Source organism: Agrobacterium sp. 10T429 (genome assembly GCF_056393925.1).
This window is the reverse complement of sequence record NZ_JBFTGV010000001.1, coordinates 104,789-126,329: the sequence shown is the minus strand read 5'-3', so window position 1 is coordinate 126,329 and position 21,541 is coordinate 104,789. Positions and strand designations below refer to the sequence as shown.

The window sequence follows — 21,541 nt, the reverse complement described above, 5'->3', positions numbered from 1 at the left end:
TTGGTGCGGGCGGCTTGAAACATGGTTTCAACAAAATCCCGATCCAGTTTATCCTGAGGGGCGAGAGAATCATTTAGTCGGAACGGGCACGAATATATGACGGCGGGATCATCCAGAGTTTTCAAAGCGGCCATGCTGGCGATTTCGGTCGTTTCGGCGCTCCAGTTGCAGACGCAAATCGCATCGGCCGAGGACAGGCCCGCGAAAGAGGTATTCGGCCACATCGACCTGCCATCTGCGAATAGCTCCCAGCCGATCGGCTCCTATGCAAAGGGATGTCAGTCCGGCGCCATCGCCATGCCCGCAGATGGCCCGACGTGGCAAGCCATGCGCCTTTCCCGCAATCGCAACTGGGGCCAACCGCAGCTCATTTCCTTCCTCGAACGGTTTTCGCAGGATGCACAGAAAATCGGCTGGCCGGGCCTGTTGCTTGGCGATATCTCACAGCCGCGCGGTGGACCGATGCTGACAGGCCATGCCTCGCACCAGATCGGCCTCGATGTCGATGTGTGGTGGCGGCCCATGCCGAATCCGAGGCTGACGGTGCAGCAGCGCGAGACGCTGCCTTTCATTTCCATGCTTGATAAGTCCAAGTTCCTCACGGTCGATGACCGCAAATGGTCGCCGCTCAATGCACGGCTGGTAATGATGGCAGCGAGCTATCCGCAGGTGGAGCGGGTCTTCGTGAACCCGGCAATCAAGCAGAAACTCTGCCAGACATGGACCGGCGACCGCACCTTCATGGGCAAGATCAGGCCAATCTACGGTCACGACGAACATTTCCACATCCGGCTGGAATGCCCGCCCGGCGCGCCCAACTGCAAACCTCAGGCAGAAGTTGGCAAAGGTGATGGTTGCGACAAGTCGCTGGCCTGGTGGTTCACCAAGGAACCATGGGCGCCGCCGAAGAAAGACCCCAATGCCAAGCCGGTGAAACCCCGTCAGGTCATGGTCTCCGATCTGCCCGCAGCCTGTGCCGCCGTGGCCGCCGCCCCATCCGCCAATACGGAAGGTTTTGCTGCCCAGGCATATTCCCCGGCGCAGGCCGTGCGCCAGCAAGGCGTGGAACAGATCATCCAGAACGCTCCGGCCATTCAGCCACCTGCGGATATTCCGCTTCCGACCCAGCGCCCGACATTGAACTGAAACAGAAATGCGGCATTAAACAGCTTCCCTTTTCAAATGGGGACAAGCTGTTATAGAAGGCTTCAAATCGATTTAATTCTTTATGGGAACAGGCTGGGGACATGGCAGGACAACGCTGTATCGCACTCATCGCTCACGACGAGAAAAAAGACGATATGGCGGATTTTGCGCGTCATCACCAAAAGGTGCTTTCCGGCTTCAAGATCGTCGCCACCGGCACCACCGGCGGGCGCGTTCAGGAAGCATGCCCCGACCTCAGCGTCATTCGCCTCAAAAGCGGCCCGCTTGGCGGTGACCAGCAGATCGGTGCGATGATCGCCACCGGTGAGGTCGATATGCTTATCTTCTTCACCGACCCGCTGACGGCGATGCCGCATGATGTGGATGTGAAGGCGCTGACGCGGCTTGCCACGGTTTACGACATTCCCATGGCGCTCAATCGCGCCACCGCAGAAAACCTGATCGACTTCAACCTCGCCGAATGACGCGCCAACATGGAACAGGTAATGCCGAAGACGTCCGATACCGAATATCTTTCCTTTCCGATCCTTCTTGGCGACATCGGCGGCACCAATGCCCGCTTTTCCATTCTGATCGATTCCTTTGCGGAACCGGTGCACCTCACCACCGTGAAAACAGCGGAATATCCGACAATTGACGACGCCATCCAGCAGGCGGTTCTGGACAAGACCTCGCTTCAGCCCGTGTCGACCATCCTTGCTATCGCCGGCCCCATCGAAGGCGACGAAATTCCGCTGACCAACTGCCATTGGGTCGTTAAGCCGAAGGATATGCTGGCCAAACTCGGCCTGAAGGACGTCATCGTCATCAACGATTTCGAGGCGCAGGCACTGGCTATTGCCGCGCTCGACGACGACAACCGCGAGTCTATCGGCTCCGGCAAAAAAGACATGCTGGCATCGCGCGTCGTTCTCGGACCAGGCACAGGCCTTGGCGTTGCCGGTCTGGTTTACGCCCGACATATGTGGTTTCCTGTACCCGGCGAAGGCGGCCACATCGATATCGGCCCCAGAAGCGCGCGTGACTATGCGGTCTTTCCGCATATCGAGACCATCGAGGGCCGTGTCGCCGGCGAACAGATCCTTTGCGGGCGCGGGCTGGTCAATCTTTACCGGGCCATCTGCACCGCCGATGGCATCGAGCCGATCTTTTCCGATCCGGCCGACATAACCTCGCAGGGGCTTTCGGGCCAGAACCCGCAGGCGAAAGAGACGCTTTCGCTTTTCAGCACCTATCTCGGCCGTGTGGCGGGTGACCTTGCCCTGATCTTCATGGCCAAGGGCGGTGTCTATCTCGCAGGTGGCATTTCGCAGAAAATCGTTCCCGCGCTGAAAAGCCCTGAATTCCGTGCGGCGTTCGAAGACAAGGCGCCGCACAGTGCCCTGATGCGCAGCATTCCCACCTTCGTCGTTACCCATCCACAGGCGGCCCTTTCCGGTCTCGCCACCTACGCGCGCACCCCTTCGGATTTCGGCCTTTCACTCGACGGGCGGCGCTGGAGAGCCTGATCTGCGCTTGGGACAGGCTTGCGAAGCTGGCGGGCGGTCATTAACGTCGGTGAGGTATGGGTCAGTCAATTGAATGGCGACCTTGAACGGCAGGACGTGAAAAGTGAGTGAAGGCATGAGCGGCAGCGATATGAAACTGGTGGTGGTTGGTGCGGCGGGCCGCATGGGACAGGCGCTGATCCGCCTTATTCACCAGACACCGGGTGTAACGCTGCATGCCGCCGTGGCGCGCGAAGGGTCTGCTTTTGTTGGCCGCGATGCCGGCGAGATCGCCGGTCTCGGACCAATCGGCGTCGAGATCACCAGCGATCCCTTGCAGGCATTCCTGCATGCGGAAGGGGTGATCGACTTCACCTCGCCTGCAACCAGCGTCACTTTCGCCGGTCTCGCCGCGCAGGCCCGCATCGTACACGTCATCGGCACCACCGGTTGCTCACTGGGCGACGAGGAAAAATTCAAGGCAGCGTCACGCCATGCCCGCATCGTCAAATCAGGCAATATGAGCCTCGGCGTCAATCTGCTCAGCGTTTTGACGCAGCAGGCCGCCAAGGCACTGGATGCGCAGAACTGGGATATAGAAATCCTTGAAATGCACCACAAACACAAGGTGGACGCGCCCTCCGGAACAGCGCTGCTGCTCGGCGAAGCGGCGGCAGCGGGCCGCAAGGTCGATCTCGCCACCTCCTCCGTTCGCGTGCGTGACGGGCATACGGGTGCGCGCGAAGCGGGTACAATCGGTTTTGCGACGCTGCGCGGCGGCTCGGTGATCGGCGAACATTCGGTGATCTTCGCTGGCGAGGGAGAGCGCGTCGAGCTTTCCCACTACGCCGGCGACCGCTCCATCTTCGCACGCGGCGCGATTGCGGCGGCGGTCTGGGCCTTCGACAAGAAGCCGGGCTTCTATTCGATGCTGGATGTTCTCGGCCTTTCGCAGGCAGAATAACGCTTCAATCTATGTCTGCGCCTTAATTTTCCACGGTAAACTCAACCGTATCGGCCGAGAACCGGCTGATGGCATATTGCACGGGAATGCCGTCCATATCCGCGTTCAGCGCCTGGGTGACGAGCAGTATTGCGCCCGGCGACAATTCGAGATCGGCCAGATCCTGCGTATCAGCGTGGCTCGCGGAAATAACGGTAGAGATGCGCACATAATCCGCGACGCCCAGCATTTCGAAGGCGGCGGTGATCGACCCACTTTTTTGATAGGCTTCCCCTATCCCTGAAAAACGGTCCGCCGGAAACCACGTGGTCGAGCGGGAAACCGGCCGGCTGTCGGCCTTTCGCAGGGTTTCCAGACGCACAAGCGGCGCACCCGGCTGCAATTGCAGCCGTGCCGCCAGGTCGGCATTTGCCGGCTCGGTGGTGTGGGAAAGAAGCAGCGCCTGCATATCCTTCACCTGATCGCTGATACCGGCTGTGAACCGTGTGCGCAGTGAAATCGGAAAGCTCAGTCGTTCCTTGCGCGCAATCATCGTGCCGCGCCCCTGCCTCGCCTCGAGAATGCCTTCGCTTGCCAGCGCGGCAATGGCGCTCCTGACGGTATGGCGGTTGACACCGAATTTTTCGGCCAGCGTCATTTCTGGCGGCAACATGCCGGTTTCGTCGTGATCGCCCGCTGCGATCTCGCCCCTGATCCCGTCGGCGATCTGTCGCCAGAGCGCCACGCCGTTCTTTCTTTTCATCGCTGCCGAAGGGCTCATGTCACACGCTTGTCATTCATCGACGTTAATTGTAACTTATATTGTATAGTTGTCTATATCAATAGACATTAGAGGTCAAGCGATGAATAACGAAGCTGCGAATTCACATGCGGAAAGGAAACGGGTGGCAGCACTTCTTGCCCGCGCCACCGTTCAGGAACTTGAGGCCGTCTGGAGCCGGCAGGATGCCAGCCCGCAGACGGAAAACGTGCGGGGGCCTGAAACCGGCCTCGTGATGGTCAAAGGCCGTATCGGCGGCGGCGGTGCGCCCTTTAATCTGGGCGAAACCACCGTGACCCGGGCAACCGTGAAGCTCGCATCCGGCACCGTCGGCCATGCGCATGTGCTCGGCACCGGTCGCAAGAAGGCCTGGTACGCTGCGGTTTTCGATGCGCTCTGGCAGGAAAACCCGACACGCGGCTTCATCGAGACCGAGCTTCTTTCACCGGTCGAAAAAAGACTGGCCGAGGAGAAAGACCGGAAAACGAAAGAAACAGCCGCAACTCGTGTGGATTTCTTCACCATGGTTCGAGGAGAGGATTGATGGGCGTGAAAGCCGAAGCATTGACGGGCGGTTTTTCCGACGCCGTTTTCGATTCACAGCGAATCTTCAAGAAGCTCATGGACGGCATGGCCCGGCCAGGCACAGCGCAAACGATCGAAACAACAGTTGCCCCGCCGCTGCCGCTTGGTGCGGCCAGCGGCGCTGTTCTTCTTGCACTTTGCGACCATGACACGCCGGTCTGGCTGAGCGGCGCGCTACGCAAAACCACGGTGCCGGGATGGATCGGGTTTCACACCGGGGCGGTTACAACAGAGGAAAAAAGCGCGGCGCATTTCGCCGTCATTGAGGCGGGAAGCGCAATTGCCTCCTTCGGTCTCTTTGCCCAAGGCAGTCAGGAATACCCCGACCGTTCCACGACGGTCATCATTGAATTGCCCGATCTTGACGGCGGACGGGAACTGCTGCTGTCCGGCCCCGGCATCCGCCATATCAACATCATTAGCCCATCCGGCCTGCCGGACATATTCCCGAGGCTATGGGCGGAAAACAACGCCATCTTCCCGCGCGGCATCGACGTCATCCTGACGGCTGGCGACAAATTCGTCTGCCTGCCGCGCAGGACGCGCATTCAACCCGTGGAGGCATAAGATGTATGTTGCTGTCAAAGGCGGGGAAACCGCCATCGCCAACGCCCACCGGCTTCTGGCCGACAAGCGGCGCGGAGACCGCGACCTGCCCGCCATGACGGTGGCGCAGATCGTTTCGCAGCTTTCGCTCGCCGTTGACCGGGTCATGGCGGAGGCTTCGCTTTACGACCAGTCGCTGGCCGCCCTTGCCGTCAAGCAGTCTCGCGGCGACATGATAGAAGCGATTTTCCTGCTGCGCGCCTACCGCACGACCCTGCCCCGTTTCGGCTATTCTGTTCCCGTGGATACTGCGAAGATGACGGTCCAACGGCGCGTTTCGGCAACCTACAAGGATTTGCCGGGCGGGCAATTGCTGGGACCGACCTTCGATTACACCCACCGCCTGCTCGATCCCTCGCTGCTGGAGGACGGAGCTGTCGAGATCCCTGCCATCCGTGAAGGCGAGACAGAATACGTCATGCGCGTATCCGACATTCTCGCCGAAGAAGGCTTGATCGAAAGTGACGGCGACATGCCGGACGACCACGTTGCGGGCGATCTGACACGCGAACCAATAGAGTTTCCGATGGCGCGTGACCTGCGCCTTCAATCGCTTGCACGCGGCGACGAGGGCTTTCTTCTGGCGCTCGCCTATTCGACGCAGCGCGGTTACGGACGCACACACCCGTTCGTCGGTGAAATCCGCATCGGCGAGGTGGAGGTCGAACTGGATGTGCCGGAGCTCGGTTTTGCTGTCTCGGTCGGCGACATCAAGGTCACCGAATGCCAGATGGTCAACCAGTTCAAGGGTTCTGCCAAGGCACCTCCGCAATTCACCCGCGGTTACGGTCTGGTGTTCGGCCAGAGCGAGCGCAAGGCGATGGCCATGTCACTTGTGGACCGTGCGCTACGCGCCGCTGAATTCGGTGAGGATGTGGTTGCCCCGGCGCAGGACGAGGAATTCGTCATCTCGCACGCCGACAATGTGCAGGCGACGGGCTTTGTCGAACATCTGAAATTGCCGCACTACGTGGATTTTCAGGCCGAACTGGGCCTGGTGCGCAAAATGCGCGCAGATTTCGACGCGACCGACACCGATGCCGGGGAATGGATGAGCGATGCCGCCGAATAAATCAGCGACTGTGCTGCTCGCCGAACCAATAGGCGCAAAAGACGGTCAATGCTGCGAAAGCGGCAAAAAACACGGCTGCAAGAATTCCAATCTCCATGAGCTTGTACTCCTTTTTTCGCAAGGTTAACGCGCAATGCTTAAAGAAGTTTCATTCGACGACGGGCTGGCTGCCTACAACTTCGCCTATCTGGACGAACAGACCAAGCGGATGATCCGCCGGGCGATCCTGAAGGCAATTGCCATTCCCGGTTATCAGGTTCCCTTCGCTTCCCGTGAAATGCCCATGCCTTACGGCTGGGGCACCGGCGGCGTGCAGGTGACCGCCGCCATCCTCGGTCCAGACGATGTCCTGAAGGTTATCGACCAGGGCGCCGACGACACCACCAACGCCGTTTCCATCCGCGCCTTCTTCCAGAAGGTCGCTGATGTCGCCGTCACCACCCGCACCAAGGATGCAACCATCATCCAGACGCGGCACCGCATTCCCGAAGAAGAACTGCATTCGGGGCAGGTCCTTGTCTATCAGGTTCCCATTCCTGAACCCTTGCGGTTCCTCGAGCCGCGTGAGACCGAAACCCGCGTCATGCATGCGCTGGAGGAATACGGCCTGATGCACGTCAAGCTTTATGAGGACATCGCCCGCAACGGCCGTATCTCCACCACCTATGCCTATCCGGTGAAGGTTGCAGGGCGCTATGTGATGGACCCCTCGCCAACCCCGAAGTTCGACAATCCGAAAATGCACCTGTCGGACGCCCTGCAATTGTTCGGGGCCGGTCGCGAAAAGCGCATCTATGCCGTGCCACCCTACACGGATGTCGTCAGCCTGGATTTCGAGGACCATCCGTTTGAAATCCAGAGCTTCGACAAGCCATGCGCGCTGTGCGGCGGGGAGAATGTCTATCTGGACGAGGTGGTGCTGGACGACAAGGGCGGGCGGATGTTCGTCTGCTCCGATACCGACCATTGCGAAGACCGCCGCGCCCATGGCCACAAGGGCCATTTGCTGGCGGATGTGAAGGAGGCCGCAGAATGAGCGACGCACCGCTTCTGAAAGTCAGGGACGTTTCGAAATATTACGGCGACCGCGCCGGTTGCCGCAACGTCTCCTTCGAGCTTTATCCGGGCGAGGTTCTGGCAATCGTCGGTGAATCCGGCTCCGGCAAGACCACGCTTCTCAACTGCATTTCCACACGGCTCGTGCCGACGGCTGGCAGCGTGGAATATCGCATGCGCGATGGCTCGGTGCGAGACCTCTATCATATGGGCGAAGCCGAACGGCGTTTCCTGATGCGGACAGACTGGGGTTTCGTGCACCAGAACCCAGCGGATGGACTGCGCATGGCGGTTTCGGCGGGCGCCAATGTCGGCGAGCGGCTTATGGCTGTCGGTAACCGGCATTACGGCAATATCCGGCAATCGGCCAGCGAGTGGCTGGAACGGGTGGAAATCGGCACAGACCGCATTGACGACCAGCCACGCGCCTTTTCCGGCGGCATGCGTCAGCGTCTGCAGATTGCCCGCAACCTGGTGACCTCACCGCGCCTCGTCTTCATGGACGAACCGACCGGCGGCCTCGATGTCTCGGTGCAGGCACGCCTGCTCGATCTCGTGCGTGGTCTCGTCAACGATCTCGGCCTCGCCGTTATCGTCGTCACCCATGATCTGGCGGTCGCGCGGCTGCTTTCCCATCGCATGATGGTGATGAAGGGTGGTGACGTCATCGAACACGGTCTGACAGACCGGGTGCTGGATGATCCGCGCGAACCCTACACGCAATTGCTTGTTTCCTCCATTTTGCAGGTTTGACGCCATGCCGACACCCCTTATCGTTTCGGAAGTCTTCAAAAGCTTCACCATGCATCTTCGCGATGGCATCGAACTGCCTGTTGTCCGCGATGTCAGTTTCTCCGTGTCCGGCGGAGAATGTGTCGTGCTCGGCGGCCCGTCCGGCATCGGCAAAAGCTCGATCCTGAAAATGCTCTATGGCAATTATGCCATCGACAGCGGCCAGATCCTCATCCGCCACGAGGATCAGGTCATTGACATGGGCAGCGCCTCGCCGCGCACCATCCTCGATATTCGCCATCGCACCATCGGGTATGTCAGCCAGTTTCTGCGCACCGTGCCGCGCGTTCCGGCGATCGACGTCGTCGCCGAGCCGCTTTTTGCGCGCAAGGTTGCCGCGGAAGAGGCCCGCGAGCAGGCAGCCGTTCTGCTTTCGAAACTCAACCTGCCGCGGGAATTGTGGTCTCTGCCGCCAGCAACCTTTTCCGGCGGCGAGCAGCAGCGCGTCAACATCGCACGCGGTTTCATCACCGATCACGCGATCCTGCTTCTCGATGAACCGACCGCATCCCTGGATGCCGCCAACCGACGGGTGGTCGTGGAGATGATCGCGGAAAAGAAGCGCAAAGGGACGGCCTTGCTCGGTATTTTCCATGACGAGGAAGTGCGGGAAGCCGTGGCCGATCGCGTTCTGGATGTCTCGCAATTCTCCCCCCGGAAGGCAGCGGCATGAGTGTGAAGGTCGGTCTCGAACCTGTTGTCCACGAAAGTGCCCGTGTCACCAATTCATCGATCGGCCGCTATACCGAAATCTCGGAACGCTGCCGCATCGAGGAAGTGGAGATGGGCGACTATTCCTATGTCATGCAGGACGGTGCGATCTGGTGCGCCACCATCGGCAAATTCGTCAACATCGCCGCATCCGTCCGCATCAACGCGACCAATCATCCGATGTCGCGCGCCACACTTCACCATTTCACCTACCGTGCCCGCAATTATTGGGACGACGCCGATGATGAAAATGACTTCTTCGCCGCCCGCCGCGCCAAGCGCGTGGTGATCGGCCACGATGTCTGGATCGGCCATGGCGCGACCATCCTGCCTGGCGTCACAATCGGAAACGGTGCGGTAATCGGGGCCGGTGCGGTCGTGTCGAAAGACGTTGCGCCCTATACCATCGTCGGCGGCGTACCCGCCCGGCTGATCAGGAACCGCTTCCCGGCGGACCTTGGCCAGCGCATGGACGATCTCAAATGGTGGGACTGGGACCACGCAACGCTGCGCGGCGCACTGGACGATTTCCGCACCCTCGCCGCCGAGGATTTCGTGGCGAAATACGCCGGGTAAAATCGCCCCACACCGAAGAAACTGCAGATTCCGGGGGTCGTGCTCCGGGGTCTCCCTAACCATGTCTGCGAGACACCCGCCGGCCTCAATCCGGTGGCACGACTACTAAAAGGTTCGCAGGCGACCACGCGCACGCCTTATCTGCGCATTCTGTAATATTTTCTTCATCAAACTGACATTCACGCTTCACGCACCGCTGTTAGGTCGAACCCCATCAGAAGAAGATTGGACGGGGAAATGAGCTTTCACCTGAAGCAAGTCACGCGCCGTTTCGGCAACCACACTGCGGTCGATTCCGTGAATGTGGAAATTCCGCAAGGCCAGATGGTTGGCGTGATTGGACGTTCTGGCGCAGGAAAGTCAACGCTGCTGCGCATGATCAACCGCCTCGTCGATCCCTCCTCGGGTTCCATTCATTTCAACGACACGGAAGTCTCTTCGCTGAAGGGTGCCGCCCTGCGCAACTGGCAGCGCGACTGCGCGATGATCTTCCAGCAGTTCAATCTGGTGCCGCGTCTCGACGTGCTCACCAATGTCATGCTCGGCCGCCTGAACCACCGTTCGACCGTGCTCAGCCTGTTCAACATTTTCACGGATGAAGAGCGCCTGATGGCGATTGCCGCCCTCGAGCGGCTCGGCATCGAGCACGTAGCCATGCAGGCGGCGGGCACGCTTTCCGGCGGCCAGCAGCAGCGCGTCGCTATCGCCCGGGCACTAATGCAGTCTCCGAAGATGGTTCTCGCCGACGAGCCGATCGCCTCTCTCGATCCCCTGAACGCCAAGATCGTCATGGACGCCCTGCGCGACATCAACGAGCGTGAAGGCATCACCGTCATCACCAATCTGCATACGCTGGATACGGCGCGCAATTATTGCGAACGCATTATCGGCATGTCGCAGGGTCGAGTCGTTTTCGACGGAACACCCGCCGAACTAACGGCTGCGGCGGTCACGGAGATTTACGGCACGGATTCACACGGCGCCGGCATCGACGAGACCATGACCTCGACCAGCATCAATATTCCCGGCGCGCAGCTTGCCGCGCGTCCGGTTCAGCAATCTGCCGGTCCCGAACCGCTGGCTCTCGCCGGGCTCTGAGGAACCGCTCAGCATCGTTTGCGCCCGCGTCAAGGGCCGATACTTCACAACAAACTCCGGCTCGCCGGGAAACAGGAGAAAGTCCATGTTGAAGAAAATCCTTCTTTCGGCAGTCGCCCTTGGCGTTCTGGCCGGTTCGGCCATGGCTCAGGACGTCAAGGTCCTGCGTATCGGTCTCGACGGTTCGGAAAATGAAGCCGACCAGATCCGCAACACGAAGTGCGTTGCGGATGGCCTCAAGGCTGCAACCGGCGTTTCCGAAGTTCAGGTTTTCCCGTCGCCGGACTATAACGGCGTTATCCAGGGCCTGCTCGGCGGCACCATCGACATTGCATCCATGGGCGCTTCTTCCTACGCCAAGATCGCCATTGCCGATCCCAAGGCCGTCGATCCGATCCTGACCTATACCGGCTCTGACGGTTCCAGCGGCTACTACACGATCATGGTTGCCCGCAAGGACAGCGGCATCAAGTCTCTGGCTGACGCCAAGGGCAAGAAGATCGGCTTCGCCGACCCTGACTCCACCTCGGGCTTCCTCGTCCCGAACGTATCGATCCCGAAGGAAACCGGCGTTCCGGTCAAGGAATATTTCTCCGAAACCGGCTTCGGCGGCGGCCATGAGAACCTCGTTCTCGCCGTTCTCGACAAAAAGTTCGACGTCGGCACGACATTCGGTTCGGGCGTCGGCAAGTGGGAAGAAGGCTACTCCGGCGGCAACCTTCACCAGATGGTCAAGAAGGGCAACCTCGACATGGACGATATCGTTCAGGTCTGGAAATCCCCGCTGATCCCGAACGGTCCGCTTCTCGTTGCCAACAAGATCGGTGACAGCATGAAGCAGAAGGTCGAAGACTTCTTCATGGAACTGCCGAAGAAGGATCTCGCCTGCTTCCAGGGTTACACCCAGGGCAAGAACACTGCCTACATCAAGGTCGACCCGGCTTTCTACCAGACGATCATCGACGCCCGTAAGTCCGTTATCGGCGGCTGATCCTCAGATCATATCCGGAAGCGGCGGTGCCTTGCGGCATCGCCGCTTTTGCCAATAAAGGAAAGCGGCATGGCGACCACACTGCAACATGGTACCCTCACGCCTGAGGGATTGAGCACATCGTCCCGAACGGTGATGCGTCATTATCAACAGCAGCTTAGGACACGGCGGATTTATACCGTTATGTCGCTCGTTATCTTCCTCATCGTCCTTGCCGCCTCACTGAATTTCGCCAATGAGGCCAATTCGGGCAAGTTCTTCGAGCGCCTGCCATATTTTTTCGACTTCATGAAAACATTCGTGCCAGATAGCCCGCTCGAGGTCTTCCGGGCGATGTTCGACCTGCCGTCGCCCTATGACAACGGTTCGCTGAAATACAACTATGTCGCGGATCGCGTTTACATCACCAACGGTTTCTACATACCGCATTTCATCTATCAGCTGATCATCACGCTCAACATCGCGCTGGTCTCGACGATAATAGGCACGACCTTCGCATTTGTGCTGTGCTTCTTTGCCTCCACCAACCTTATCGGTGCCGGCCTCGTGCGCTGGGTGGTTCGCCGGGTAATGGAGATCCTGCGCGCTTTTCCGGAGATCGTCGTCGCGGGATTGCTGACTGCCATCTTATCGATCGGGCCGATCGCGGCGATCATCGCGATTTCCGTGCACACCATCGGGGCTCTGGGGAAGCTATTCTTCGAAGTCGTGGAAAATGCCGACATGAAGGCGGATGAAGGCCTGCGTGCCGCGGGTGCCAACTGGCTGGAGCGGGTTCGCTTTGCCATCGTGCCGCAGGTCCTGCCCAATTTCGTGTCCTATGCATTGCTGCGTGCCGAAATCAACGTACGCGCCTCGACCATCATCGGCGCCGTTGGTGGTGGCGGCATTGGCGAGGTCTTCCGGCTGTCGATCGGTAACGATCACGCCTCCAAGACCTATGCCATCATCATCCTGCTGCTGATCACCATCATCGCCGTAGACCAGTTTTCCAGCTGGTTGCGCCGCAGGCTGATTGGCCATCAATCCTTCGAATTCGGACGGGGAGCGGCCTGATGTCGTCCAGCTTCATTCTCAATACCGCAGACCGCGAGAGGCTGACGGCCGCACATCCCGCAATTTTCAATCGCGGCTTCATGCAGCGATACGGCTTGCTGACCGGTATTGTCGCCGTCCTCGTCTATCTCACCGCCTGCTTTTTCTTCTTCAATGTCGGCCCCGCTTTCATGCAGGGCCGATGGGATCGCGCTTCGAGCTACATTCAGGACTGGTATTCCTGGCGGGCCCAGCCACGCCTTCGTTTCGAAGACGGCAAGGTGAACCCGCAGTGGTCAAGCCGGATGCAATATCCCGCCGATGCGCCGATCGACTGGCTGCAACCCTTGCCGGATGGCGGCTACAGCGTCGTTTACGCGGGCACGCAAAACCGTCTGGACGTAACGCCGACCCGGGTGGACGTCTATGTGGACGGCAAGAACTATCCCGTCATCATCAATGGCGACAAGGCTCTGGCCCCTGAGGTCCTGCCGCAAGAGATCACGCAGGACGGCAACAAGGTTCTCGTGCATTACGGTTTTGCCGGACAGGCAGAAATCCGCACCAGCCAGGTTTACGTGCAGCGGCGGTTCCTCGGGTGGGCGAACTTCCTGTTCGATACCAAATCGGAATTCTGGGGCAAGAGCTACGGCGACCTTGCCGCACTGGCGCTGTGGGGGGAAAGGCTCGATCCCACGCGCTCAAACATCAGCCACATGGTCGATGATTTCCTCGACAATGGTGTCTGGCAGCACGCCGATATTCTTTCCAAGCTGATGCAGACGCTGGTGATGGCCTTTGTGGGCACGCTGTTCGGCACGCTCGTTGCCCTGCCGCTCGCCTTTCTAGCCGCACGCAATATCACCGCCAACAGGGCCGCCAACTGGGGCATGAAGCGTCTGTTCGACTTCCTGCGCTCGATCGACATGCTGATCTGGGCGCTGTTTTTCACCCGCAGCTTCGGTCCGGGGCCGATCCCCGGCATTGCCGCGATCTTCTTCACCGATACCGGCGCGCTCGGCAAGGTCTATGCCGAGGCGCTGGAGAATGTTGACGACAAGCAGCGCGAGGGCGTCAAATCGGTTGGCGCTTCCCCCATCGCCGTCAATCGTTTCGGCGTGCTTCCGCAGGTCCTGCCGGTCTTCATTTCCCAGTCGCTTTATTTCTGGGAAAGCAACACCCGTTCAGCCACGATCATCGGTGCGGTTGGCGCTGGCGGCATCGGTTTGAAACTGCTGGAAGCAATGGGTACCAATGCCGACTGGGACAAGGTCGCTTATATGGTGCTGCTCATTCTCTTCGTGGTTTTCCTGTTCGACCACATCTCGAATTCCCTGCGGTCGCGCCTGATCGGGAAAACCCAGCATTAATTCATAAAGCAGGAGCGGGGTTTGGCTATCCCGCTTCCCGAGACGTGCGCAAAACCGGAACCTCTTTGCAAAGTCAGATACATCCCCTCAATGCGCCAGCATCCGTCTTGCGGACATTCGAGAGACACGCGGCGTTTCAAGCGCTTTTTTTCCTGGGTCATCATCATTCTGTCACGGAAAGCGATTACCTCGCACTCCTGACCTTGCGGGAAGCGGGCGAGTCACGCCAAATAGCTTTTCATCCAGGTTTTCCATGACACCGAAGAGTGCTTGCCGTGCGCTACGCCATCTATTTTTCTCCGGCTAAAGATCATCCACTGACTGAAGCGGCGTCGCGCTGGCTGGGACGCAATGCCTTTTCCGGCGCGCAACATGATGACCATGCCGCTTATGCGGAGATGACTGAGGAGCCGCGCCGTTACGGTTTCCACGCGACGCTGAAAGCCCCCTTCGAGCTTTCCGAAAAATACAGCGAAGCGGATCTCGTCGCCGCCCTCGAACAGTTTGCGGCCAGCCAGTCCGTCTTCGATATTCCGCGTGTTGTCATCGGTGCACTCGGGCCGTTTTTCGCGCTCGTTCCGGATCGCACCTACCAGCCGCTGCAGGATTTTGCCGCTGAGATCGTCGACCATTTCGACCGGTTTCGCGCGCCCCTGTCCGAGACCGACATTGCCCGCCGCCGCCCGCAAAACCTGACCGAAAGCCAGCGGCAAAATCTGTCGCTCTGGGGTTATCCGCATGTCATGGACGACTTCCGCTTTCATATGACGCTGACGGGCCGCATCGACGAAAGCGACGCGCCCGCTATCCAGGATGTGCTTTCGACCAAGTTTTCCGAGTTCGTCGACCGGCCTCTCACCATTTCCGGCCTCGCTTTGTTCGTTGAGGAAACGCGCGGCGCACCATTTACCGTTCATCGCTGGCACCCGCTTGGCCAGCCGCCAAAGAAAGATGCTGACCCATGACCGAGCATGCCCTTTCCAACGCCCGTATCGTTCTGGAAGACGATATTATTCTGGGATCCGTTCTGATCCGTGACGGCAAGATCGCCGATATCAGCGAAGGCGCCTCCAAGACCGGCGAGGATCTCGAAGGCGATTTCCTCATCCCGGGTCTGGTGGAACTGCACACCGACCATCTGGAACAGCACTATTCGCCGCGTCCCGGGGTTATCTGGGATAAGATTGCCGCCATTCAGGCTCACGATGCGCAGGTCGCGTCATCAGGCATTACCACTGTTTTCGACTGCCTGCGGCTGGGCTCCGACGAAGATGGCGGGTTCAAGAAGGGCGAGATGCGGGAAATGGCGGATGCCATTGAAACCGCTGCCGATCAGAACCGCCTGCGGGCAGATCACCTGCTGCACCTGCGCTGTGAAGTCGCCTCCGCCGATGTGCTCGAGCATTTCGAAGATTTCGAGACCGATCCGCGTGTGCGGCTGATTTCGATGATGGACCACTCCCCGGGGCAGCGCCAGTTTCAGTCGATGGACCAATATATCTTCTATTACCAGAAGAAGCGCGGACTGAGCGACGAGGCTTTCGCCGAGTTCGTCAGACGCCGGCAGACGGCATCGGCGGAGTTTTCCGCCAAGCACCGGGATTACCTGGCGGCCCGTTGCGCCGAGCGCGGCATAACCGTTGCAAGCCATGACGACGCTACAGAAGCGCATGTGGGCGAAGCGATCGGGCACGGCGTGAAACTCGCGGAGTTCCCCACCAGCGTCGAGGCGGCAAAGGCTTCGCACAGCGCCGGCATGAGCGTACTGATGGGCGCACCGAACATCGTTCGCGGCAAGTCCCATTCCGGCAACATCGCCGCGCGTGATCTTGCCGAACTTGGCGTGCTGGATGTTCTCTCTTCCGACTATGTGCCGTTCAGCCTGCTTTACGCGCCGTTCCTGCTCGCCGACCAGGTGGAAGCCATCACTCTGCCGGAAGCGTTGCGCATGGTTACCTCCACGCCGGCACGAACGGTGGGCCTTCGCGATCGCGGCAGCATCGCAACGGGATTGCGGGCCGATCTGGTCCGAGTTCACCGCGAGGACGGCGTTCCCGTCGCCCGCTCGGTCTGGCGTCAGGGCAAACGTGTGGCATGACCGGCAACGGACAGGATAGCCGGCTTGACGGCCAGACGCTGGGTACGGTGCCCGGAACCATGATCGTAATTGTCGGCCCGAGTGGGGCCGGCAAGGACACGCTGATGGATTATGCCGCAGCGCAGCTGTCCGGGCGGCCGGGCTTTCATTTCACACGCCGGGTCATTACCCGCAGCGGCGATGCCGGCGGCGAAAATCACGATGCGGTTTCCATGCACGAGTTCAACCGGCTGGAAGACGAAGGTGCTTTTGCCGTTTCCTGGCAGGCGCACGGGCTGAAATATGGCATTCCGGCCGCCGTCTATCGTCATCTTAATGCGGGAGACGTGGTCATCGCCAACGGCTCCCGCTCAGCCCTGCCCCAGTTCGGCACCGCCTTTGCACGCCTCAAGGTCGTGAACATCGTTGCACGGCCGGACGTGCTGGCGAAGCGGCTGGAGCAGCGCGGGCGGGAAAGCCGGGAGGATATTCTCCGGCGGCTGGAACGCAGTTCGCTCACGGTCGTCGGGGATTTTGATGTGACGACCGTGGACAATAGCGGTGCCATGGAAGATGCGGGCAAAACCATCATGCAGGTGCTTGAGCAGAGCGGCCGTCGCCACATTTAAACTCCACAGGCCGAACTGCTCGACAAATGGCTTCCCAACGCTTACCATCAGGCGACAATTTCCAAACATGGTACGCCAAGGCGAGGGATGCCTGAAAAGAGGGTCAGCGACGAGATAACAGTGGTGGCCGGTCTGGCCGCCGGCGTCGCCAATTATGCACGGTCGCGGGGCATCGATATTGCCCCCATCTGCAAGGCTCTCGATATCGATCCCGCCACTTTCGGCAGCGTGACGGAGCGCATCAGCCTCGACCGATTTTGCCGCCTGCTCGAGACATGTGCGTTGATTTCCGGCGACGACGCCTTTGGTTTGCAATGCGCGTCCACCTTTCCCGCCGGCGCATCCGGCGCGTTCGGATATGGCCTGATGAGCGCGCCGACAGTGCGGGCTTTCCTGCGTTTTCTTCAGGATCACGTTTATTACGCGACCAATAACAGCAATTTCACCATGGTCACGGATGCCGCGCACGTAACCCTGTCGTGGTCCTTTGCGCCTGTCATCGCCAAACGCGATCAATATGTGGATTTGTCGCTGACAGCTCTGATCCAGCGCCTTCGCGATATTCTGGGGGAGCGCGTCAACCTGATCGAGATCGGTCTGGAACGGCCGAAACCGGTTAATATTCAGCTATTTAAAGAAAGAATGACCAAGCGCGTCAGCTTTTCGCAACCCATCCATACCATGCGTCTTCCCACATCGCTTCTGGACGTGGTCAACCCAAATGCAGATGAGCGGCTGTTCGAGCTGATGAACTTGCAATGCCGGATGCTGCGGCCGGAGACATCGGCAGACGCCACGCATTTCATCGATCAGGTGAAGCGTTACATGCAGGTGCGGCTGTCGGATGCCGAGCTTTCGCTGAGCGAGATCGCCCCCTATTTCAACCTGTCGGAACGCAGTTTTCAAAGACGGCTTGCCGAGCTTGGGACTAATCTCAACGAGATAAAGGACGCCATTCGCAAGAATGCCGGCTTCAAGCTCCTCGTGGAAAGCGATCTTCCGGTTTCCGATATCAGCTACAGGCTCGGCTATTCTACGCCGGGTGCGTTTTCGCGTTCCGTTTCCCGCTGGTTCGGGGCAACGCCCACGGACATTCGCAAGAAACACGCGCATCATTCCGCCGTATAGGGCCCATTCCCAGCATCAATATTCCATATATCCAAAATAAATTTGGGAAATATGTCGGCGTTCTTTGGATTATGTATCGAAACATAACAATAAAAACGCAAAACTTGGCGTGAGATGTTATTCTCTTGAGATGGCAGACCGCCTAATAGAACGCCGCAATATGCCTTCGGGCATGACGGAAAATATTCCAAAGCTTTGAATTTTACATTGTTCTGGACAAGAACCGATTTCGGGTTTTTGGGAAGGACGATGCAGTCATTCTTTCATCGCCGAGGATATGCCCATGCCGGGACCGGCTGGCTGCGAGATCAGCTGCTTATTGCCTGGTTCCTGAGGCCACATCCCGCTTTGGGAAGGTCAATCTCTTTTGAGGCTGAAAGACTATGTCGTCAAAAACGCAGCATGAACGTCACCAGGCGCGTGAAATCGTCCTTTCGGATCGTGAGCGGCAATATCTGGGGCTCGTTGCGCGGGGCCGACATCCTTCTCACATTGCCTTGATAACGGGAGCGGACGAAGCGGATGTTAAAGATACTCTGGAACGGGTCCGCCTAAGGCTAGGTGCGGCCAATCTGCTGAATGCCGTCAGCATCGCCCTGCTGCGTGGACTGATCGAACAGGATATTTAGAGCTTCCCTCTCGCTCCAAAAGCTTACGCGAAATCGTCCCCTTCCCGTAAGCCAAAACCGGATGTGTTGCTTTCTGCGCCAAAAACCCACCATTTTGATGGCGGGACGGCGGACCAAAAGGCGGGTCGGAAATGATTTCCGGCCTATCGGCGCAACTGCAAGGCAGCCATACACGGTTTACCCGGCGGACTTTCCGGTCCGCCGGGTTTTCATTTTCAGTTCCTCACAGCGACTGAATCTCGGCAAGAATATCGCTTTCGACGATGATACCGCTTTCCAGCGCCTGCCTTCGAATGCCCTGGCTTCGCCGACCGGGCAAACGCACGTTTTCCTGCTTCTCTATCTCTCCGGCGATAAGCGCCAGTCGCTCGGTAAAGGCCGCACCGCCCGACGATACGGGGTCTATGGCGATGATCGTGTGGCCGAGAGAGGGTGGCGCACCCTTGTCGTCCAGAAGGGAAGAGGCCTCGAAGGCGAAGCTTCCACCGGTGAGCGCGGCGGCCATGATCTCCACCATAAGCGCCAAGGCAGCCCCCTTGGCCTCGCCCGCAGGCACCATCGTTCCGGCTAGGGCTTCTTCGGGATCGGTCGTGGGCCGGCCATTCGTATCAAGCGCCCAGTCGCCCGGAATGGTTTCGCCCTTCTGGCGGGCTGCCATGATCTTTCCGCGCGCAACCTTGGAAAGCGCCAGATCGATCACCAGCGGATCTGCCTCGCCAACAGGGCTGGCGAACGCAATCGGATTGGTGCCATAGAGCGGTTTGGTGCCACCCCAAGGCGCCATGGATGCAGGAGCATTGGCGAACATCAGCGCCACGAGGCCCATTTCCGCGAAACGCTCGACTGTAAGTGCCATGACGCCTGCATGATGGGAGCGATGGATCGCGGCAAGCGCGATGCCCTGCTGCCGGGCCATGTCCGGCAACTCGTCTACGGCGCAGTCGATCGCGGGATAGGCGTAACCGTTGTTAGCGTCGATTGAAAGCACACCCGGTTTGACACGACTTGCCACCGGCCGCGCATTGCCATTGACCTTGCCAACCCGCGCCTGACGGACATAAACGGGGATACGCCGAAAACCGTGGCCGCCCTGGCCTGCAGCCTCGGATGCCACGAGCGCCTTCGCCACGGAGCGGGCGTTTTGCGGCAGAACGCCGTTACGCTCAAAGATAGAGGATACGAGATCCTCCGCCTCTGCGATTGAGAATTTCATTCCGGAATGCCTCTGCGTGTTAAGTCGACAAGACCTACACCATCGAAAACATTCGCGAAATGCAATTCAGGCCCAAATGGATATCTTATCGAGAATACCGGTCGGGCACGCATTCGCCCTTCGGCAGGGCGTCATGCCAGGCAAGAGCTTATTCCAGCAGAACCGCGACGTGGCCTTGGAATTGATCTAGCGGATGCTGATCGGCAAGGTGATTGTCTTATTTGCATCCGGTGGCGGCGCGGGCACGGGTGACGCGCTCTGGATCCAGGCCGCAATCTGCTGGTCGATGGAGGAATCACCAGTGGACTGCACCACACTGACACCGCTGATGGCGCCTGTATCGTTAACCCGGAACCGCACGGTCGCTGTCATCGCATCGCTGCGAAGCGAGCGGGGCTTACGCCTCTGGATATGCGAGCGAACCTTCGATCCCCATTTTGCCGGCGAGGCGGAGGATGAAGAGAAGAAACCGGCATTGTTGCGCGATGCCGCCGTCCGGTCGGATTGCTGTGTCTCGGCCTTGGCCGTTTCGCGCAGTTCCGATGCCTGTTGCGGTTTGGGGCGCTGGCGCTCGACCTTCTTCTTGTCGTCCGTTTCTTTCTTCTCCACCTTCTTTTCGACCGGCGGCGGCGGTGGCCGGATGACGGGCAAGGGAACCTCGACATTTTCGAGTTCCGCCATCATCTGTTCCTGCACGGGATCGATCGGCTCCACCGGTTCGGGAATTTCCTGCGGTTCGACGATCTCCTCGACCGGCGGTTCCGGCGGCTGCACGGGTTCCGGCGGCGGCGTTTCCACAACCGGCTCAGGCGGCGGCGGCTCCTCCGGGGTGACTTCCTCTACCGGCTGGCTGTTGTCGCTCTTTACCTCTTCGGCATCTTCAACGTCCTGCGCAGGCGTCGTTTCCTCGGTGTTGACGGCTTCCGGTATGGCCGCCATTTCGATCATGATTGCGGCAGGCGGCGGCCCGCCGGCATCCAGTTCCTCTGGTTCCTGCATCAGGTAATAGGCAAAACCCGCATGAACGCCCAGCATGAGCAGTGCTGCGGCGGACCACAACGCCGCTTCCCCTAGGCGGGAATGTCGGGACTGCGGGTAGCCGTTTTCAGTCATGGCGCGGTTCCTGGAACTGAAGGCGCGGCGGGCGGAACGGCACCGGCTGGCTGCGTTGCCGCAGCGGCATTTTCCAGCCCTACCAGAGCGATTTTCAGATATCCGGCATCGCGAAGCAGGTTCATGATTTCCATGAAGTGGCCATAGTCGACGGCTTTGTCGGCGCGCAGGAAAATTCGCGTATCTTTCTTGCCGCTCGTCTGCCGGTCGATCGCCGCTGCCAGGGCTTCGCGGGCAACCGCATCATTGCCGAGATTGAGCGACAGATCATCCTTGACGGTCAGATAAAGCGGCTCTTCCGGGCGCTCCGCCGGCTTGGCGGTGGATGCGGGCAGATCGACATTCACATCCACGGTCGCCAGCGGTGCAGCAACCATGAAGATGATGAGCAGAACCAACATCACGTCGATGAAAGGCGTGACGTTGATTTCGTGGTTTTCGGAGAGATCGTCTCCGCTATTTTCGCGAATACCGCCAGCCAT

The 21,541-nt window shown here is 59.4% G+C and carries 24 protein-coding genes; 20 read left to right on the top strand and 4 right to left on the bottom strand.

What is annotated here, in order from left to right; genetic code table 11:
• Positions 1-96 precede the first annotated feature (96 nt).
• From mepA to dapB, 4 genes are all read left to right on the top strand, one after another.
• Positions 97-1,146, top strand: a complete 1,050-nt coding sequence (gene mepA / locus AC1DCP_RS00595) for a penicillin-insensitive murein endopeptidase (RefSeq protein WP_013635279.1) — start codon at positions 97-99, stop codon at positions 1,144-1,146.
• Between the two features lie 101 nt (positions 1,147-1,247).
• Positions 1,248-1,631 carry a methylglyoxal synthase gene (locus AC1DCP_RS00590; RefSeq protein ID WP_003514504.1) on the top strand — a complete coding sequence of 128 codons (384 nt, stop codon included), beginning with the start codon at positions 1,248-1,250 and terminating at the stop codon, positions 1,629-1,631.
• Positions 1,632-1,652: 21 nt separating this feature from the next.
• The gene (locus AC1DCP_RS00585; protein ID WP_003514502.1) at positions 1,653-2,675 is read left to right on the top strand and encodes a glucokinase; all 1,023 of its coding nucleotides are present in this window, start codon (positions 1,653-1,655) and stop codon (positions 2,673-2,675) included.
• Between the two features lie 115 nt (positions 2,676-2,790).
• Complete coding sequence (gene dapB / locus AC1DCP_RS00580; RefSeq protein ID WP_003514501.1) at positions 2,791-3,618, top strand: 4-hydroxy-tetrahydrodipicolinate reductase; 828 nt, start codon at positions 2,791-2,793, stop codon at positions 3,616-3,618.
• Positions 3,619-3,640: 22 nt separating this feature from the next.
• Here dapB and phnF read toward each other — a convergent pair whose 3' ends face one another.
• A complete protein-coding gene (gene phnF, locus AC1DCP_RS00575) occupies positions 3,641-4,378 on the bottom strand; it encodes a phosphonate metabolism transcriptional regulator PhnF (RefSeq protein WP_065688429.1) in 738 nt (245 codons plus the stop codon).
• A gap of 82 nt (positions 4,379-4,460) precedes the next feature.
• Between phnF and phnG the strand changes: the two genes are divergently transcribed.
• The 16 genes from phnG (at position 4,461) to AC1DCP_RS00495 (ending at position 18,733) form a co-directional block, all read left to right on the top strand.
• On the top strand, positions 4,461-4,922 hold the full coding sequence (phnG, locus tag AC1DCP_RS00570) for a phosphonate C-P lyase system protein PhnG (RefSeq protein WP_003514497.1): 462 nt from the start codon (positions 4,461-4,463) through the stop codon (positions 4,920-4,922).
• Entirely contained in the window at positions 4,922-5,530 is a 609-nt protein-coding gene (phnH, locus tag AC1DCP_RS00565; protein WP_003514495.1) for a phosphonate C-P lyase system protein PhnH, read from the top strand. The genes phnG and phnH overlap by 1 nt, the downstream gene beginning before the upstream one ends.
• A 1-nt stretch (position 5,531) precedes the next feature.
• The gene (locus AC1DCP_RS00560) at positions 5,532-6,641 is read left to right on the top strand and encodes a carbon-phosphorus lyase complex subunit (protein ID WP_065659762.1); all 1,110 of its coding nucleotides are present in this window, start codon (positions 5,532-5,534) and stop codon (positions 6,639-6,641) included.
• A 133-nt stretch (positions 6,642-6,774) separates the two neighbouring features.
• Positions 6,775-7,677 carry an alpha-D-ribose 1-methylphosphonate 5-phosphate C-P-lyase PhnJ gene (locus AC1DCP_RS00555; protein ID WP_003514490.1) on the top strand — a complete coding sequence of 301 codons (903 nt, stop codon included), beginning with the start codon at positions 6,775-6,777 and terminating at the stop codon, positions 7,675-7,677.
• Complete coding sequence (gene phnK, locus AC1DCP_RS00550) at positions 7,674-8,450, top strand: phosphonate C-P lyase system protein PhnK (RefSeq protein ID WP_003514488.1); 777 nt, start codon at positions 7,674-7,676, stop codon at positions 8,448-8,450. The genes AC1DCP_RS00555 and phnK overlap by 4 nt, the downstream gene beginning before the upstream one ends.
• A 4-nt stretch (positions 8,451-8,454) precedes the next feature.
• Positions 8,455-9,162: a phosphonate C-P lyase system protein PhnL gene (gene phnL / locus AC1DCP_RS00545; protein ID WP_065659761.1), complete on the top strand. Its 708-nt coding sequence runs from the start codon at positions 8,455-8,457 to the stop codon at positions 9,160-9,162.
• On the top strand, positions 9,159-9,776 hold the full coding sequence (locus tag AC1DCP_RS00540) for a transferase hexapeptide repeat family protein (RefSeq protein WP_003514484.1): 618 nt from the start codon (positions 9,159-9,161) through the stop codon (positions 9,774-9,776). The genes phnL and AC1DCP_RS00540 overlap by 4 nt, the downstream gene beginning before the upstream one ends.
• Before the next feature lie 237 nt (positions 9,777-10,013).
• Positions 10,014-10,874, top strand: a complete 861-nt coding sequence (phnC, locus tag AC1DCP_RS00535) for a phosphonate ABC transporter ATP-binding protein (RefSeq protein ID WP_003514481.1) — start codon at positions 10,014-10,016, stop codon at positions 10,872-10,874.
• An 85-nt stretch (positions 10,875-10,959) separates the two neighbouring features.
• On the top strand, positions 10,960-11,865 hold the full coding sequence (gene phnD / locus AC1DCP_RS00530; protein ID WP_003514479.1) for a phosphonate ABC transporter substrate-binding protein: 906 nt from the start codon (positions 10,960-10,962) through the stop codon (positions 11,863-11,865).
• A gap of 69 nt (positions 11,866-11,934) precedes the next feature.
• Entirely contained in the window at positions 11,935-12,921 is a 987-nt protein-coding gene (phnE, locus tag AC1DCP_RS00525) for a phosphonate ABC transporter, permease protein PhnE (protein WP_046205506.1), read from the top strand.
• Positions 12,921-14,270 carry a phosphonate ABC transporter, permease protein PhnE gene (gene phnE / locus AC1DCP_RS00520; RefSeq protein WP_038489427.1) on the top strand — a complete coding sequence of 450 codons (1,350 nt, stop codon included), beginning with the start codon at positions 12,921-12,923 and terminating at the stop codon, positions 14,268-14,270. Before phnE (AC1DCP_RS00525) ends, phnE (AC1DCP_RS00520) begins: the two co-directional genes overlap by 1 nt.
• Before the next feature lie 266 nt (positions 14,271-14,536).
• Positions 14,537-15,235: a DUF1045 domain-containing protein gene (locus AC1DCP_RS00515; protein WP_019564525.1), complete on the top strand. Its 699-nt coding sequence runs from the start codon at positions 14,537-14,539 to the stop codon at positions 15,233-15,235.
• Positions 15,232-16,368 (top strand): alpha-D-ribose 1-methylphosphonate 5-triphosphate diphosphatase, encoded by a 1,137-nt coding sequence (locus AC1DCP_RS00510; RefSeq protein ID WP_003514474.1) that lies wholly within the window; start codon positions 15,232-15,234, stop codon positions 16,366-16,368. The genes AC1DCP_RS00515 and AC1DCP_RS00510 overlap by 4 nt, the downstream gene beginning before the upstream one ends.
• The gene (gene phnN, locus AC1DCP_RS00505) at positions 16,365-16,976 is read left to right on the top strand and encodes a phosphonate metabolism protein/1,5-bisphosphokinase (PRPP-forming) PhnN (RefSeq protein WP_038489421.1); all 612 of its coding nucleotides are present in this window, start codon (positions 16,365-16,367) and stop codon (positions 16,974-16,976) included. Before AC1DCP_RS00510 ends, phnN begins: the two co-directional genes overlap by 4 nt.
• A gap of 87 nt (positions 16,977-17,063) precedes the next feature.
• Entirely contained in the window at positions 17,064-18,104 is a 1,041-nt protein-coding gene (locus AC1DCP_RS00500; protein ID WP_013635267.1) for an AraC family transcriptional regulator, read from the top strand.
• Between the two features lie 383 nt (positions 18,105-18,487).
• Entirely contained in the window at positions 18,488-18,733 is a 246-nt protein-coding gene (locus AC1DCP_RS00495) for a helix-turn-helix domain-containing protein (RefSeq protein ID WP_003514469.1), read from the top strand.
• 223 nt (positions 18,734-18,956) lie between these two features.
• Here the strand turns inward: AC1DCP_RS00495 and AC1DCP_RS00490 are convergent, their stop codons facing one another.
• The 3 genes from AC1DCP_RS00490 to exbD all read right to left on the bottom strand — a co-directional run bounded on the left by AC1DCP_RS00490 (position 18,957) and on the right by exbD (position 21,541).
• On the bottom strand, positions 18,957-19,946 hold the full coding sequence (locus AC1DCP_RS00490; RefSeq protein ID WP_019564530.1) for an Ldh family oxidoreductase: 990 nt from the start codon (positions 19,944-19,946) through the stop codon (positions 18,957-18,959).
• Positions 19,947-20,132: 186 nt separating this feature from the next.
• A complete protein-coding gene (locus tag AC1DCP_RS00485; protein WP_038489418.1) occupies positions 20,133-21,059 on the bottom strand; it encodes a TonB family protein in 927 nt (308 codons plus the stop codon).
• Positions 21,056-21,541 carry a TonB system transport protein ExbD gene (exbD, locus tag AC1DCP_RS00480; RefSeq protein WP_038489415.1) on the bottom strand — a complete coding sequence of 162 codons (486 nt, stop codon included), beginning with the start codon at positions 21,539-21,541 and terminating at the stop codon, positions 21,056-21,058. The genes AC1DCP_RS00485 and exbD overlap by 4 nt, the downstream gene beginning before the upstream one ends.